This is a genomic window from Nitrosomonas oligotropha (assembly GCF_900106555.1).
Taxonomy (GTDB): domain Bacteria; phylum Pseudomonadota; class Gammaproteobacteria; order Burkholderiales; family Nitrosomonadaceae; genus Nitrosomonas; species Nitrosomonas oligotropha_A.
Genome location: NZ_FNOE01000001.1, coordinates 14,206 through 30,505, shown reverse-complemented (window position 1 = coordinate 30,505; position 16,300 = coordinate 14,206). Strand labels below are relative to the sequence as shown.

Genomic DNA, 16,300 nt, shown 5'->3' with positions numbered 1-16,300 from the left:
CAGCGCAGCTCATCGTTTGTTTTCTATTTACCCTTTTTTAATAAACCGCCGACGCTGCCGAATAGCTCGCTGAAGGTTTTCTCGCCGATGGCACCGTACGCCAGCAGCGCCGCCAGCATCATCGCGACAAAGAAGCTGAATTCAAGCAAGCCGAATTTATCGTTGACCATCAGATAAAAACCCAGTCCCGAAAGCAAAGTCACGAAACCGATAATGACAGGGCCAGTTTTCCAGCCGCCGGACTCGGTACGGGATTCTGGCGTCCGCGCGGGGAGATCGGGATATTCAGCACCGGCGTGCTTCTGCATCACCGCCAAAGCCGATAATGCTTTTGCCGTAGCCCAGGAAAATAACCGCGGGCCGTAAAAAGCACCGCTGCTTTCATCAATCTTGTCTTTGAGGCTATGCATGGCTTCATGCGCCAATGCGCTTTTTTTGTCGTCGACGCTTTCCGATCCCAGCAACAGCTTCATCAATAAGGTATCGGCCATCACCATGAACCCATAACCGCCGGTTTGGCCATCCGTAACCTGGATTTGGTCAATCTCCACCCATTCTTCCCGCAACCGGATGGCTTTATCAGGGTTGCGCAGCAGCCATTCGATCGCTTGCTTCTCCTGCTCCGGATACCGGCTCAGGTTATTAGCGCGGGCGATTTGCAATACCAGTGCGGCATAGATGGTATGAATGCCTTGCAACGGCCCCGGCGCGCCGAATGAGCCACGCACTTCATCTCCACCCTCGTGATAGTAAGCCTCCACCAGATGTTGCAGGCTCTCCTGAATCTGGGTCTGATACGCGCCGGGGTAGGCATCGTAAGCATCGAGCAAGGCGTTCAGCGCAAAACACGTGGGCATCAGCGCATCGGGTTTGCCGCGCGCATAACCCCAGCCTTTGGTATTTTCATTTCGGCGGCCCAGCAACCACACGAACGCCAATTGCAGAGGCTGTTCGTCGATTCCCTTACCCGCCTTGATGAGTGCCTGGATCGCATAGGTAGTTCGCACCAAGTCCGGAATATCAACAGTTTCACCTTCGTCCGTGGTTAATTCCCGTGGCCATGAACCGGCATCCGGACCATCCAATGTCTGATGTTTCAGCAGAAAATCAACCGCGCCGCGGATCGCGCCGGTGCCCGCATTGCAAACCCCGCTATCGATCAACGCAATCACAGCCTCGGCTGTATTTAATACATTGACATGACTGCCGCGCCGTTCGCCCCATCCTTTGGATTCTTTATCCTGTTGCTGCTCCAGCCATCGGCCCGCATGATTGATAATTTCAGTGATCCGAGTCATGGAATTCCCCTTTCAATTTCTTAGCCCCCGGTATGTCCGGGCGCACACATGAAGTTATTGCCGGAATGATGTCAACCAATCAATTTGCAGTATGGCAGGATGTACGAATGCTGGGAAGTAGATCACGCAAGCGATAATTTTTACAGAAATCGCCATGAAATGACAAAATACCGGTTTGTGCAGGCTCACTAAACCTTCTGGACTAACAGCAGAATATGAAAAAAACCGGTTGGACACTCATCATCGCCACGCTGGCGCTGACTGCGTACCTCATCTTATGGCCGGTACCGGTAGAGCCGGTGAGCTGGCAAGCACCCGCCGCGCCGGGGTACAGCGGCCCGCATGCAGCGAACAACCGGCTTAGCGGCATCCGGTTAATCGATCTGGGCGATGAAACCGGGCCGGAACATGTCGCATTGGCGCGTGACGGCAAGCTGTATGCCGCAATGGCTAGCGGCAATATCGTGCGCATGAATCCCGACGGCACGGCGCAAGAAGTATTCGTCAACACCGGCGGGCGTGTGCTGGGTTTCGGCTTCGATGCCGCCGGCAATCTGATCGCCGCCGACGCCATGAAAGGATTGCTGTCGATCGGACCGGATCGCGCTGTCCGCGTTCTGATTAACACCGTGAACGGTGGTCCGATCCGCTACGCCAATGCGGTCGTGGTCGGGGCCAACGGCAAGATCTACTTCACCGACGCCTCAACCCGGTTTGCGCCGAAGGACTGGGGCGGCACTTTCGCAGCTAGCATTCTCGATATCATGGAGCAATCGTCCACCGGGCGCGTTCTCGAGTACGATTCGGCGCGCAAAACGGCGCGCATCGTGGCCAGGGGATTGAGTTTCGCCAACGGAATCGCACTCTCGCAGGATGAACAAACGCTGTTCGTCAACGAAACAGGCCGGTATCGCGTGTGGAAGATCGCCGTAACCGCCAACGATCTCGATGTTACACAAGGTTCGCCGCAAGCTGCCGTGCTGCTCGACAATCTGCCCGGCTACCCGGACAACCTGATGCGCGGCCTTGACGGCAGACTCTGGCTCGGCTTCGCCAAACCGCGTAACCCGGTCATCGACGCCATGAGCGATAAACCCTTGCTGCGCAAAGTCACGCTGCGCTTGCCGCGGGCATTGTGGCCGGTGCCCAAGGCTTATGGCCATGTGATCGCATTTAACGAAGAGGGCACGGTAACCGCCGATCTGCAAGATCCCATCGGCGCTTACCCGGAAACCACCGCCGTGACCGAAACGCCCGAGCGGCTGTATATCCAAAGCCTGCACGCCAAAGGATTGGGCTGGCTGGCGCGCTGAACCGGTGAAACCAGAATTAGCGGTGCAAAACGTAACGCCGGTATTCGCAATTCCCCACATGAATATCCCGCAATTGAGAATCTGCGATGCCGCCCTCAAAATAGGCGACGAATACCCGCATCGTTTCTTCGTGGGCGACTACTAGCAGGGTTTTCTCCGGCTGCGCTTTTAGCCAATCGATAAAGCGCAGCACGCGCTGCTTGTGATCCAGCAACGACTCGCCGCCATTCACGCGCGCCCGCAGCGGATCGTGACTAATCGCGGCAAAATAATCCGGTACCGGTCGGCTCTCGAACCCCGAGCGGATATCCGCAAGATCGGCGTGCACCTCGATTGGCAAGGCATGATGGCGATTGACGATTTCCGCCGTCTGACGCGTGCGCGGCAACGGTGAAACGATAATGCGCTCAAACGCCGCATCGCGCAGCTCATGCGCCGCCGATTGCGCTTGCGCGATGCCGGTTTCCGTCAAATACACATCCCTGCCAGGATCGTCGTTACACAAGCCGAGGTCGTTGTAATTCGTGCGCCCGTGGCGCATGCAGTAAACATTCATACACCGTCTACAAAAAATTTATATCATCAGTGACACTTGCGTAAAACATTTTATCTCTATCCTATTAGAGAGTAGTATGAAACGTGCAGTTAAATGATTTTTCACAACAAAGGAGTAAGATGATGGGTTCAATCAATCAAGTTAAGCAATATTTCCATTCTTCTTTAGTTGCACTATCTCTCGGCGCTATCGCACTGTCCCCAGTGTCAGCAGCGGCAGAAACCTTTGGCAGCACCACGGACACATTGCTTCGGGGTAGTGTCGGCGGCAGTTTTCCAGGGGATTTTTATGGCGGTTCTCTGTCAGGCGGCTTTCCAATTGTCTTGACAGAAGCAGAAGCGCGCAGCTCGGTATTGGGAGCACCCGACGATCGTTTTTTATCGCTACCGGGTGAGCCTGGCGTTTCGGGCACAGCTTTCACCGGCGCTTATATTGAAGTAGGCTTTGGTGCCAATTTTAGCGCGAACAACATACTCAAAATCTGGGAAACCGGAGATAGCGGTGAGAGCGCGCAATTATTTCTCTGGACTGACAATGGCGGTAATATCCAACCGACCGTTACCACCAATGCAGCCGGTGTAATTACCTTGGATCTATCCGGTTATGCGGGTATCCTGGCTGGACTCGGAGCTACGGCATTTACCAAAGTAGGCATCGGCGGTCTTGACGTATTGGGCGCCAGTCAAGGATTCGACCTCGATGCGATTTCTATCTCACCGATACCGGAACCTTCCACCTATGCGCTCTTACTGGCTGGTATTGCAGTACTCGGCTGGAATGTTCGTCGTAATAAATTAAGTTAATTTGCAATACCTCATATCCCGCAGCCAAGCTGCAGGATAGCGCCAAAGATTACACGCAGCTCCTGAATTCTCAGATCATCTTTCACAATATTTCTCCGATTTGCTTGAAACAAGCTACCCGCAACTCATTGTTATTAATATTATCAGTGATCATCTGTATTTGAGCGGTGACGTAGAAACTGCCGGATGCGAATCAAAATATCCATGCATCCGGCTACCGCATGTATCGTGGTAGCTACCGCCATTTCTTGCAATTATCTTTTGTTGTAAATGGCTACCCCCCCACCCGGGCGATAAACCGAATTGCCACTCACCGGTCATGGCCGGTATTTTTCCATTTCTGTTTTCAGCGCTGTATGTCGTCAAAGCAAGTTGGTAGCTTAGGTCGGATAGCAAAATGATGTAATGGTGCATAGGGAAAACTATCGAGATGCCCAACTAGAATTAGACGTCTGAAATGACGCAATATAATACGTATTAATTTGAGTTAATAAAATAAATCATATTCTTATTTCATATTTTTCTGTGAAATTGGGTCGTTCGATTTTCAATATAGCACATATCACTAAATTCATAAGTCGCTGGAAAAAGCCATTCTCAATTACTCACCCCAACTTCTGCATCAATTCCTTAATCCTGATCACCCGCTTATTCACATCTTCTATTTGTACCAGAACTTTCAGCCGGTCCTGGCCGGAGAGGGAGTATTCGCGACTGCTTTGGATCAGTTGGATGATTTTCAGCGGGTCGATCGGCGGATTCGGGATGAATTGCACTTGAATGCTGTCGGCGCTGGCGTCGATGCGGGTGATACCGAGCGGTTTGGCGGCGATGCGCAGGCGGTGGCAGTCGAGCAGGGCGCGAGCGGGGTTGGGCAGCAGGCCGAAGCGATCGATCAGTTCGCGTTGCATGTCGTCGAGCTGGTCGTTGTCGGCGCAGTTGGCCATGCGTTTGTACAACACCAGGCGTTCGTGGATGTCATGGCAGTAATCCTCCGGCAGCAGCGCTGGCACGTGCAGGTTGATTTCGGTGGCAACACCCAATGGGTGCTGCATGTCTGGTTCCTTGCCTTGCTTGAGCGACTGGATCGCGGTGTCGAGCATGGTGCTGTAGAGGCTGAAACCGATTTCCTGCATTTCACCGCTTTGCGATTCAGAGAGTACCGCACCGGCGCCACGGATTTCCAAGTCGTGCATTGCCAGGTAAAACCCGGAGCCGAGTTCTTCCATCGCTTGAATCGCTTCCAGGCGTTTTTTCGCTTGCGCGCCGAGCGCTTCTTCCGGCGGGGTCAGTAAATACGCGTAAGCTTGATGGTGTGAACGGCCGACGCGGCCGCGCAACTGGTGCAATTGCGCCAGGCCAAATTTGTGTGCTTCGTTGATGATGATGGTGTTGGCGCTCGGAATGTCGATACCGGTTTCGATGATGGTGGTGCACAGCAGGATGTTGAAGCGCTGCTGGTAAAAATCACGCATCACATGTTCCAGTTCGCGTTCCGGCATTTGCCCGTGCGCAATGTTGATGCGCGCTTCCGGCAGCAAGCCGCTGAGTTTTTCATACATTAATTGAATGCTGCTGACTTCGTTGTGCAGGAAATAAATCTGCCCGCCGCGTTTCAGTTCGCGTAAGCACGCTTCGCGGATGATGCCCATCGAAAAGCTGGTAACGAAGGTGCGGATCGCCAGACGGCGCTGCGGTGCGGTGGCGATAATGGAAAAATCGCGCAAACCTTCCAGCGACATCGCCAAGGTGCGCGGAATCGGCGTAGCCGTCAGCGTCAGTACGTCGACTTCGGCGCGCAGTTTCTTCAGTTGTTCCTTTTGCCGCACGCCGAAGCGGTGCTCTTCGTCGATAATGACCAACCCGAGATTCTTGAAATGCACGTCTTTCTGGATCAGTTTGTGCGTGCCGATGATGATGTCGATCTCGCCTTTGGCCAACCCGGCAATCGCTTGCGTTTGCTCCTTGGCAGAGCGGAAGCGGGACAGCTCGGCGATCCGCACCGGCCATTGATCGGCGATCAGACCGAAGCGGTCGGAGAAATTCTGGAAGTGCTGCTCGGCAAGCAGCGTGGTCGGCACCAGCACCGCGACTTGCTTGCCATCGGCGACGGCGATGAATGCCGCGCGCAACGCCACTTCGGTTTTGCCGAAACCGACATCGCCGCAGATTAACCGGTCCATCGGTTTGCCGGAGGTCAAATCCGCGATCACAGCCTGGATCGCGGCGGCCTGATCCGGTGTTTCCTCGAAGCCGAAGCCTTCAGCGAACGCTTCGTAATCATGCTGCTGCAATGTAAACTGGTGGCCTTCACGCGCCGCACGCTGCGCATACAGATTTAACAATTCCGCAGCAGTGTCGCGCACTTGCTGCATCGCCTTACGCTTGGCTTTGTCCCATTGGCTGCTGCCGAGCTTGTGCAACGGCGCGGACTCTGGTGCGCCGCCGCTGTAGCGTCCGATCAAATACAGTTGCGACACCGGCACGTACAGTTTGTCGCCGCCGTCGTATTCCAGCGCCAAGAACTCGCTCATCTCGCCCGGTCCGCCTTCGCCGACATCCATGCTGACCAAGCCGAGGTAGCGGCCGATGCCGTGCTGTTCGTGTACCACCGGATCACCGGGTTTGATTTCCGATAAGTCGCGCAAGAGGTTGTCAGTCGACGCGGATGATTTGCGCGAATCCCGCTCGCGGCGGCCGTGCACGTGCGTGGCGTACAGTTCGCTTTCGGTGATGAACGCGATCTTCGGAGCTTGACCGACAAAGCCGGTATGCAGCGGCGCGACGCCGAGCATGAACGGTTCCTGGCTGCCCAGAAATGCGGCGAAATCCTGGCAAACCACCGGATGCAGATCGTATTGCTGCAAATATTCGGCGACCAATTCGCGTCGTCCCATACTTTCCGCCAGCAGCAGCACGCGCCCGCCGGTCATCTTGAATTGCGCGGTGAACACCGCCAGTTTTTCCAGCGGATTCTCCGCGTGCCGGTTGACCTGCACCGAAGGCAGCGGCGTGGTGGTTCTGGGCGCGGCCAGTTTGACATCCTGCGCATCCGCCAGAATCTCAATGCGCGCGTACGGTTTTAATTGACCGAAAAAGCTATCGCTGGATAAAAATAATTCCTGCGGTGGCAGCAACGGACGATCGCTATCGCCGCGCAGTAATTGATAGCGCGATTGTGTGTCGTGCCAGAATTCATCCAGCACCGGACGGACATCCTGATGCAGGCAGAGCAGCGTGTTTTCCGGTAAATAATCGAATAGCGTTGCTGTTTGCGTAAAAAACAGCGGCAGATAATATTCGATTCCGGCGGGCGTCAAGCCTTTGCTGATGTCTTTGTAGATCTGTTTCTTAGACGGATCGCCTTCGAATTTCTCGCGAAAATTGCCGCGAAAGCAGGTGCGTCCGGCTTCGTCGAGCGGAAATTCACGCGCCGGTAGCAGGCGGATTTCGTTGACCGGATAAATGCTGCGCTGCGTATCGACATCGAAGGTGCGGATCGTGTCGATTTCGTTGTCCAGCAAATCGATGCGGTACGGTAGCGGGCTGCCCATCGGAAACAGATCGATCAAGCCGCCGCGCACACTGTATTCACCCGGCGAGAAAACCTGCGTGACATGCGAATAACCCGCCAACGTCAATTGGCTGCGCAGCGCGGCGACATCCAGCGTTTCGCCTTGCTTGAGGAAAAACGTATGCGCGGCCAGATATTCGCGTGGCAGCATGCGGTACAACGCGGTGGTGAGCGGTGCTATTAGCACATCGCAAGCGCCGCTCATCACTTGATACAGCGTCGCTAGCCGCTCGGACACGAGATCGTGATGTGGTGAAAACGTGTCGTACGGCAGTGTTTCCCAGTCCGGTAATAAATGTGTCTTGAGTTCGGGCGCAAAATAGGGCATCTCTTCCAGCAGTCGCTGCGCATCCAGCGCGTTTGCCGTGATGATGGTGACCGGTTTGGCCTGTCGCGCCAGTTGTGCGAGAAACAGCGCGTCACTGGAGCCATCAAAGTGAGCGTAACGTAAAACGGTGCCGGGTGCGGGTAGGGTGTGCTTTTGTTGCATAGTGAATGTGCCAGTTGCCATGCCGGAAAATGGAGCGCGTGCGCAGAAACCGGCGTGAAATCGAAAGCGTCATATTATATGCCAGTTTCAAGATGCCTTTCTTTTAGGAACAAATTGCGGTGGCAGATTGATTATAAAAGTGCAAATTGTTGTGTTATTTGTCATTTGAAATTGTTTTGGATAGCGCTATTCTTAATACGCTGGTCATAAATGGCTGGTATTTATCGTAGAATGATTGTTAATCAAGAAAATAGCTTAGTTGGCGGAAAGAATATGAGCGCTTTCATGAAACTGAATATGTGGCGATTGGAACAAAAAATAATGCTGTTTACGTACAGGATAATTGCGGTGGCGTGTTTGACGGCACCGGCTTTTGCGCAAAATGTTTCCGTCACGGCATTAACCACCGAGAATCAACAAAAAATTGAATTGGCCGTATGGAAGTACGCCATTGATACACCATTATTGTTGAATACCATTGACTGGTTTCGCGACCTGACGCGCAATTCGCGCGAATCGGCCGCCGTTGCCGAGCTTTCCCGTCTGGAGTTTATGCGCGCGCAGCTCGAGCTGGATAAAAACCGCCGCATTCAATTGTTTGAGAATTGCATTGCGATTGCTAACCAGTCACTGGCGCTGAACGCGAATGACGTGCGCGGACTTTTCTGGAAAGCCGCCGCGATGGGAAAAATGGCCGAGGATAGCGGTATTGTGCATGCGTTGAGAATGATCGGGCCGATGGAAAATTTGCTGCTTAAAGTGGTCTCATTGGACGAGAAATACGAGAACGCCGGGGCGCACCGCGCGCTGGGCCGTATTTATCACAAACTGCCGGGATTTCCCATCAGCTTTGGCAGTAACCAAAAAGCCCTGATGCACATGAAACGGGCGCATGAACTGTTTCCGCGCGATGTCATCACACGCGCTTTTTACGCCGAACTGCTGTATGACGTCGGCAGGAAGGAAGAAGCACGCAAACATGCGGATTTTGTGCTGGCAACGCCGATTGCCGACGAAGATGCGCTGGAATTTTCCGAATATGTCGACATCGCGCTGGATGTGATCAAGAAAACCGGCGGCTCTGAATTCAACAGAGTAGGCAATTACTAGTTTCCGTCCGAACACCGGCTATCGCCCCACTGCGGCGCTACACCCGGTTTTCTTTTTTGCTCGAACTCACTTCTCCACTGAGCAAATCAGCTACACTACTGCATCTCTCTAATATCCTGGCAAAGTTTTATGACAGAAACAGTGATCGATTTGATCCGCCACGGGCAGCCTGCTGGTGGACGCCGTTATCGCGGCCACGGTGTGGACGATCCGCTCAGTGAAAAGGGGTGGTCGCAAATGTGGCATGCCGTCGGAAACTATAATGATTGGAACCACATCATCACTTCTCCGCTGCAACGCTGCCAGGCATTTGCATTCGCTCTCGGAGAACGTCACGGCATCAACGTCACGGTTGAATCGCGTTTCAAGGAAGTCGGATTCGGCGAATGGGAAGGGCTCAGCCACGATGAGATCAAAATCGGCCGTGTTACTGACTATCAGGCTTTCCTGCGCGATCCGGTCAACTGCCGCCCGCACGGCGCGGAACCGCTCGATGATTTTATCCAGCGCGTCAGCTCCGCCTATGAAGAAGCGATTGAACGATACCACAGCAACCATTTTCTGATCGTCGCGCATGCCGGCGTGATGCGCGCGATCATCGCCAAAACCGTGCATGCCTCACCGGCTGGGCTGTATCGAATCAAAATCAGTAACGGCGGCATCACGCGCATTCGCCAAACCGAAACCGGCGGCGTGCTGGAATTGCTGAATGGGAAGTTGTCCGGTTGAATAGCAATCATCATCTTTGATGAGCGATATGGATCTCCCATAAGATCCAGAGTCTGACAGCAATAAAGTTTAAGTAATAGGCATTTCTTACTTTCTAATATATTGCTTTATATAATAAAATACCTATAATGTACATATCTTATGTACATTATAGGTTCTCCCATGACTTCAGTGAATGTGACCGAATTACGCCAGCATTTACCCGAATACCTTAAACAAGTGCAAGCAGGCGAAGCAATTGCAATCACTTTGCACGGTAAAACCATCGCCCATATCATTCCCGATCACGCAAAAAGCGAACGAGAAGCAGCACTGAGTCGTCTGGATGCACTGCGCGGCACGGTTATTGTTGGTGACATCCTCGCGCCTCTGGATGAAGAATGGCTGGGCGATGCTGATCATCTGTGATACGCATATTTTGTTATTCTGGGCAGATCGCCGCGAGCGCTTGACGATAGCCGCTCAACAAGCTGTCGAGCATGGCTTGGCGGGTGGTAAGTTGGCCTGCGCCGCCATCAGTTTCTGGGAAATCGCTTTGTTGTTCCGTAAGAACAGATTGGTATTGCCTGCGCAATATACACCTGCCTCGTATATGGAAGATATTGTTACGTCACTGGAGTTGCAGGTTATTTCGATTACACCGGCAATCGCTGCGCTAGCTGAGAGCGGTATTATTCCACATGGCGATCCGGGCGATAGGTTGATTGCTGCGACTGCCATTGCGCATCAAGCGCCGCTTATTACGGCTGATGAGAAACTCCATGCACTACCGGGTTTGCGCTGCATTTGGTGATACTGTTTCTAAATGAACAACAACCCCAGCCCAAGCCCGGCGGCGGTCGCCAGCAAGCCGAAAACGCATTGCCGGGCGAGTAATCTGCTGCCGATGAAAAAAGTCAGCCCGAGTTTGAAGCTGACGTTGGAAATGAACGCCAGCGAGATCGCGGTGATTGCTTGCGCGGCTTCCAGTTTGCCGTGTTGGTAAAAGTGCAGGCTGGAAAGCGTGATGGCGGCGGTATCGGTGAGGCCGGAGACGAGCGCCACGGCGTATAGTCCGCTGCTGCCGGCGATATCGGACAGCCAGGCGGAAAAAAGCAATACGCTGCCGTAAATCAATCCGAATGCGGCGGCGGCGCGGATTTCCGCGGGGTTTTTGATTTCCGGCAGCGTCACTTCATACTGCTGGCTGAGTTTGCGCCAGCCGAATATCATGACAACCGTGCCGGCCAGAAAACCGCAGCCCAGCACCGGCAGCAATTGCGGCAATATAACCGGGGAAGCGGCAGCGGCGAGAATGGCCAAGCGCAGCAATACCGTCAGGTTAGCGATCAGAATGACGGTCACGGCCAAGTTCGTGAAACTTTCGTTTTCCATGCTGCGGCGCGCGTATACCAGCGTCGTGGCGGTGCTCGACACCAAGCCGCCGAATAGGCCCAGCACCGCGCCGTGGCGCTGGCCGATCAATTGCAGCGCCACGTAACCGATCAAGCTGACACCCGATATCAATACCACCATTAGCCAGATCTGGTAGGGGTTGAGGGCTTCGTAAGGCCCCATATTTTTGTCCGGCAGGATCGGCAAAATGATGAACGTCAGCACGCCGAATTGCAGCATGGAAATCAAATCCCGGCGGCTGAGTTTTTCGGTGATGCCGTGCAGCTCCGTCTTGAAGTACAGCAAAACCGTGGTGATGATGGCGAGCATGATCGCCAGCGTGCCGTTGTCGTACCAGACCGAGGCGCCAAGGCAGTAGCACACCAGAATCGCGGCGATCGTGGTGGTGCCGGGATCGGCGTTGTCGTCCTTGACGCGGGAATACGCAGCCACCATCATCAAGCCGACGATGAATAAACCACCGAGCAATAACCACGGCGTGGCTTTTTCCGACAGCATTGCAGCTAACGTGCCGAACATCGCGACCAAGGCGAATGTTCTCAATCCAGCGCGTGAGCCGGGATTGCGTTCGCGTTCCAGCCCGATCAATAAGCCAATCGCAAGGCTGGTCAGGAAATGCGGTAAAGCGGCCAATTCGCCATTCAACGTGAATTCAGTGTGCATCGCCGGTCACCGGGTTATCTGCATGGAACCAATGTTCCAGCAGGAATTGTAAGGATGATTTGCCATTATACTCATTGATCTGCAATCGATAAACCGCATCGATCACATCCGGCAGCGGGTCGTTGTGGAAAAACAGAATGCCGTCGTAGGTTTCAGCCGATTTCCGCGCGGCTTGCGCTGCGTCACCGGCAGCAGCGGCATGCAGTTTTTTCAGCTTCAATTTCAAATGTTTTTCCCCGACGATGCGTTGGCTTTCGACATAAAAGCGCGCATTAAACGATGGCTGCGGGAAACCTTGGCCCCATACTTGCCGCTCGAGCATTTCCACCAGCTCCAGTTTGATTTCGGAAAGCTCCAGATCACCGTCGGTTTCAATCACACGAGTTAAGTCGGCGGGTGTCAGCAGCGTTTGCGCAACTTGCTCAAACGCCGCGCGGAATGCTTCAAAAGCATTGCTGTGAATGGTTAACCCGGCAGCGGCTGCATGGCCGCCGAATTTGCGGATTAACTCCGGGTGATGTTTGGATACCAGATCGAGTGCATCGCGCAAATGGAAACCGTTGATCGATCGCCCCGAACCTTTGATTTCGCCGTCGTTGCCGGGTGCGAAAATGATTACCGGGCGGTGATATTTATCCTTGATGCGCGACGCGAGGATGCCAATGACGCCTTGGTGCCAATCGGCATCGAACAGGCAAATGCTGTGGGCGCTCTGGATGTCCGGCTGGCACGCATTGAGCGTATCTTCCAGCTTGGCGAGCGCGCTTTCCTGCATGGCCGATTCGATTTCGCGCCGTTGCCGGTTCAGTTCGTCCAGTTGCTTGGCGATGTCAGTCGCATACGCTTCGTCATCGGTGATCAGGCACTCGATGCCGAGCGACATATCGTCCAGCCGCCCGGCGGCATTCAACCGCGGCCCCAGCATGAAGCCGAGGTCATAGGTGGAAATCTGCCGGGCATCGCGCCGCGAGACCTGCATGAGCGCATTGATACCGGCGCAAGACTTGCCTTTGCGGATACGTTGCAAACCTTGCTGCACCAGAATGCGGTTATTGCTGTCCAGCTTGACGACATCGGCGACGGTTCCCAGCGCGACTAGATCGAGAAAGCTGGCGAGATTGGGTTCCTGGCCTGCTGCAAAAGCGCCGCGCTGACGCAGCTCAGCGCGTAGCGCCAACATCAGGTAGAAAATGACGCCTACTCCGGCGATATTTTTGCTCGGAAACGGACAGCCGGGTTGATTGGGGTTGACGATCGTCAACGCATCGGGCAATTGGTCGCCAGGCAGATGATGATCGGTGATTACCACCGGCATGCCGAGACGGTTGGCTTCTGCGACCCCGTCGACGCTAGCGATGCCGTTGTCGACGGTGATCAGGATATCCGGTCGTTTGGTTTCGTATGCCAATCGCACGATTTCCGGCGTCAGGCCGTAGCCGTATTCAAACCGGTTTGGCACCAGATAATCGACGTTAGCGCCGAACTTGCGCAAGATGCGCATGCCGGTGGCACACGCCGTTGCGCCGTCGGAATCGTAATCGGCAATGATCAGAAGGCGTTTTTCTGCCGCGATGGCATCGGCTAGCAAGGCTGCCGTTGCGGTGATATTTTTCAGTTGACCGAACGGGATCAGGCGCGTCAGTTCGGTTTCGAGCTGGCCGGAATCCTCAATGCCGCGCGCGGCGTAAATGCGCGCCAGTACCGGGGGTAATCCGCTACCGCTGAGTATTTGGAAACTGTGCGGATCATACGGACGGATGGAGATTTTGGGCATGCGCCTGACTGTAAGAAAAAATTTCGAATGGTATTCTGTAAAAATTCAAAGTTCTAAACAAGGCAAGGCGCGAGTGAAAAATGCCGACGCAGCCTATAAAGGATAGGTGAGGAAGCATTTTTTGCGCGCAACGCAGCATGGTGACGAAATTTGAATTTTTATTCTGCTGGAGTTTCCACGGTTGCCTCAAGCTTTTCCACCTTGAGCACATGCAGGCGGCGGCTATCGGCGCGCTGTACGGTGAATTTAAATGGGCCAATGATGGCCGATTCGTTACGCACCGGTAAACGGCCGAACTTGCTAAGGACCAGGCCGCCAATCGTGTCGAAATCTTCGTTGCTGAAGTTTGCGCCCAGCACTTCATTGAAATTATCGATCTCGGTAATCGCCTTGACGCGATAGCGTCCGTCGGCTTCCATGACGATATTGTCCTCTTCTTCATTGAAATCGTATTCGTCCTCGATTTCCCCGACGATCTGCTCGAGCACATCCTCGATCGTCACCAGTCCGGCCACACCGCCGTATTCATTGACGACAATCGCCATGTGATTGCGGTTGCTGCGGAAATCCTTGAGCAGCACATTCAGTCGTTTCGATTCCGGGATGAATACCGCCGGGCGCAGCATGTCGCGGATATTGAATTCTTCCGGATCGGCGTAATAACGCAGCAGGTCTTTCGCCAGCAGAACGCCGATGATTTCATCCTCGGAACCTTCGATAACCGGAAAACGGGAATGCGCGGTTTCAATGACGAACGGAATGAATGTTTCCGGTTTCTTGCTGATGTCGACGACATCCATTTGCGAACGCGGCACCATGATATCGCGTGCCTGCATTTCGGAAACTTGCATGACGCCTTCGATCATGCTCAATGCGTCCGAGTCGAGCAGATTGCGCTCAAAAGCGGAGTGTAATAGGGTAATCAGTTGTTCGCGGTCTTCCGGTTTGCGGATCAGCATGGCGCCTAATCGCTCTAACCAGCCGCTTTTAGGTGAAGGGTCATCCATAGTATTTAAGAAGTTGAATGGGTAAAAATAAAAAAAGGAGATACATGATTATTGCGCTGCAACGGCACTGGCGGCTGCTTCACTGTAAGGATCCGCGTAGCCCAGCGCCGCCAGTATGCGAGTTTCCAGTTGTTCCATTTCCGCTGCATCTGCGTCTTCAATATGATCGTAACCTTGTAAATGCAAAATGCCGTGCACGGTCAAATGCGCGTAATGCGCCAGCAGGTCTTTATGCTGTTGCTGCGCTTCTTGGCTGACAACCGGCGCGCACAGCACGATGTCGCCGGTCAGCGGTTGCATTTCGTCATAAACAAAGGTCAATACGTTGGTTGCGTAATCCTTGCCGCGGAATTGCTGGTTTAGCTCTCGCCCTTCGGCTTCGTCCACCAGCCGCAATACGATCTCGGCTTCTTGCATCAGCGCGGCTTTGACCCAGCGGCGGAACTGCGGCCGGGTGGGGGCAATGGAACTGTCCGTTGCATATTGCACCATCAGTTTGAACGGTTTCTTTGTCTGCAAGGCGAATCAGGGTTCCTGCTTGTGTTTGTCGTGTTTCTCATAAGCATTGACAATGCGTTGTACTAAAGGATGCCGCACCACGTCCTCGGATAGAAAACGGGTAAAAGCGATGCCGCGTATGTCCTTGAGCACTTGTTGTGCTTCCACCAATCCGCTTTTCTGATGTTTCGGCAGATCGACTTGCGTCACGTCGCCAGTAATGACCGCTTTCGAGCCCAGGCCCATGCGCGTCAAAAACATTTTCATCTGCTCCGGCGTGGTGTTTTGCGCTTCATCCAGAATGATGAACGACTGATTCAAGGTGCGTCCGCGCATGAAAGCCAGCGGTGCGATTTCAATCGTATTGCGTTCAAATTGTTTGGCGGTTTTATCGAAACCCATTAAATCATATAACGCGTCATAGAGAGGGCGTAAATAAGGGTCCACTTTCTGGGTCATATCGCCAGGTAGAAAGCCCAGACGCTCTCCCGCTTCCACTGCCGGGCGCACCAGAATCAAGCGCGACACCAGGCCGCGCTCCAACGCATCGACCGCGCTGGCGACCGCCAGATAGGTTTTGCCGGTACCGGCTGGGCCGATGGCGAACGTAATATCGTGTTCCTGGATTTGTTGCAGGTATTGTGACTGACGCGGAGTGCGGCCATGCAAATTGCTACGGCGGGTTAACAAGGTGAGCGCGGCGGGTGGCTTGGCGCTGGCGCCGTCATCGTGGCCGCTGATTTGATCCGGTGTATCGTGCGGATTCAGAACTTCAATCAAGCCAAGCTGGATTTGCTCCAGACTGATATGCTGCTGCGATTGATTATAAAAATTGCGCAACGCCTGTGCCGCCAGTTGGGTTTGCCCGGATTTTCCCGATACGCTGAAATGTTCGCCGCGCCGGGAAATGGTGACATCCAATGCGGTTTCAACTTGCTTGAGATTCTCATCCAGTGCGCCGCACAAATTGGCGAGACGCTGGTTGTCGGCGGGTGTAAAAGAAATTTCCAGGGGTGTCGGTTTCAAAGTCGGCTGTTGCAGTTACGATAATGCGATTCTCTCAGCGGGCGCGATTCTTTGCAAGTGCAGA

At 53.9% G+C, this 16,300-nt stretch carries 14 protein-coding genes; 6 read left to right on the top strand and 8 right to left on the bottom strand.

What is annotated here, in order from left to right:
- Positions 1–23 precede the first annotated feature (23 nt).
- A complete protein-coding gene (locus BLU57_RS00155; RefSeq protein WP_090314783.1) occupies positions 24–1,298 on the bottom strand; it encodes a prenyltransferase/squalene oxidase repeat-containing protein in 1,275 nt (424 codons plus the stop codon).
- A 215-nt stretch (positions 1,299–1,513) separates the two neighbouring features.
- Here BLU57_RS00155 and BLU57_RS00150 point away from each other — a divergent pair, with 215 nt between their 5' ends.
- Entirely contained in the window at positions 1,514–2,611 is a 1,098-nt protein-coding gene (locus BLU57_RS00150; RefSeq protein ID WP_090314781.1) for an SMP-30/gluconolactonase/LRE family protein, read from the top strand.
- 16 nt (positions 2,612–2,627) lie between these two features.
- On the opposite strand, the gene BLU57_RS00145 is transcribed toward BLU57_RS00150, so the two are convergent.
- On the bottom strand, positions 2,628–3,167 hold the full coding sequence (locus tag BLU57_RS00145; RefSeq protein WP_090314780.1) for a histidine phosphatase family protein: 540 nt from the start codon (positions 3,165–3,167) through the stop codon (positions 2,628–2,630).
- A 119-nt stretch (positions 3,168–3,286) separates the two neighbouring features.
- Between BLU57_RS00145 and BLU57_RS00140 the strand changes: the two genes are divergently transcribed.
- The gene (locus BLU57_RS00140) at positions 3,287–3,970 is read left to right on the top strand and encodes a PEP-CTERM sorting domain-containing protein (protein WP_090314779.1); all 684 of its coding nucleotides are present in this window, start codon (positions 3,287–3,289) and stop codon (positions 3,968–3,970) included.
- 605 nt (positions 3,971–4,575) lie between these two features.
- Here BLU57_RS00140 and mfd read toward each other — a convergent pair.
- Complete coding sequence (mfd, locus tag BLU57_RS00135) at positions 4,576–8,034, bottom strand: transcription-repair coupling factor (protein WP_090314777.1); 3,459 nt, start codon at positions 8,032–8,034, stop codon at positions 4,576–4,578.
- A 273-nt stretch (positions 8,035–8,307) separates the two neighbouring features.
- Between mfd and BLU57_RS00130 the strand changes: the two genes are divergently transcribed.
- From BLU57_RS00130 to BLU57_RS00115, 4 genes are all read left to right on the top strand, one after another.
- Positions 8,308–9,144, top strand: a complete 837-nt coding sequence (locus BLU57_RS00130; protein WP_090314776.1) for a TRAP transporter TatT component family protein — start codon at positions 8,308–8,310, stop codon at positions 9,142–9,144.
- 129 nt (positions 9,145–9,273) lie between these two features.
- Positions 9,274–9,873, top strand: a complete 600-nt coding sequence (locus BLU57_RS00125) for a histidine phosphatase family protein (RefSeq protein WP_090314774.1) — start codon at positions 9,274–9,276, stop codon at positions 9,871–9,873.
- Between the two features lie 162 nt (positions 9,874–10,035).
- Positions 10,036–10,281, top strand: a complete 246-nt coding sequence (locus tag BLU57_RS00120; protein ID WP_090314772.1) for a type II toxin-antitoxin system Phd/YefM family antitoxin — start codon at positions 10,036–10,038, stop codon at positions 10,279–10,281.
- Entirely contained in the window at positions 10,247–10,666 is a 420-nt protein-coding gene (locus BLU57_RS00115) for a type II toxin-antitoxin system VapC family toxin (RefSeq protein WP_256206050.1), read from the top strand. Before BLU57_RS00120 ends, BLU57_RS00115 begins: the two co-directional genes overlap by 35 nt.
- Before the next feature lie 8 nt (positions 10,667–10,674).
- On the opposite strand, the gene BLU57_RS00110 is transcribed toward BLU57_RS00115, so the two are convergent.
- From BLU57_RS00110 to BLU57_RS00090, 5 genes are all read right to left on the bottom strand, one after another.
- Positions 10,675–11,931 carry an MgtC/SapB family protein gene (locus tag BLU57_RS00110; protein ID WP_090314767.1) on the bottom strand — a complete coding sequence of 419 codons (1,257 nt, stop codon included), beginning with the start codon at positions 11,929–11,931 and terminating at the stop codon, positions 10,675–10,677.
- Complete coding sequence (gene recJ, locus BLU57_RS00105; RefSeq protein ID WP_090314763.1) at positions 11,921–13,705, bottom strand: single-stranded-DNA-specific exonuclease RecJ; 1,785 nt, start codon at positions 13,703–13,705, stop codon at positions 11,921–11,923. The genes BLU57_RS00110 and recJ overlap by 11 nt, the downstream gene beginning before the upstream one ends.
- Positions 13,706–13,863: 158 nt before the next feature.
- Entirely contained in the window at positions 13,864–14,712 is an 849-nt protein-coding gene (locus BLU57_RS00100) for an HlyC/CorC family transporter (RefSeq protein ID WP_090314759.1), read from the bottom strand.
- Between the two features lie 48 nt (positions 14,713–14,760).
- A complete protein-coding gene (gene ybeY / locus BLU57_RS00095; protein WP_371113134.1) occupies positions 14,761–15,231 on the bottom strand; it encodes an rRNA maturation RNase YbeY in 471 nt (156 codons plus the stop codon).
- Between the two features lie 6 nt (positions 15,232–15,237).
- Positions 15,238–16,236 (bottom strand): PhoH family protein, encoded by a 999-nt coding sequence (locus BLU57_RS00090; RefSeq protein WP_090314757.1) that lies wholly within the window; start codon positions 16,234–16,236, stop codon positions 15,238–15,240.
- Positions 16,237–16,300: the final 64 nt, after the last annotated feature.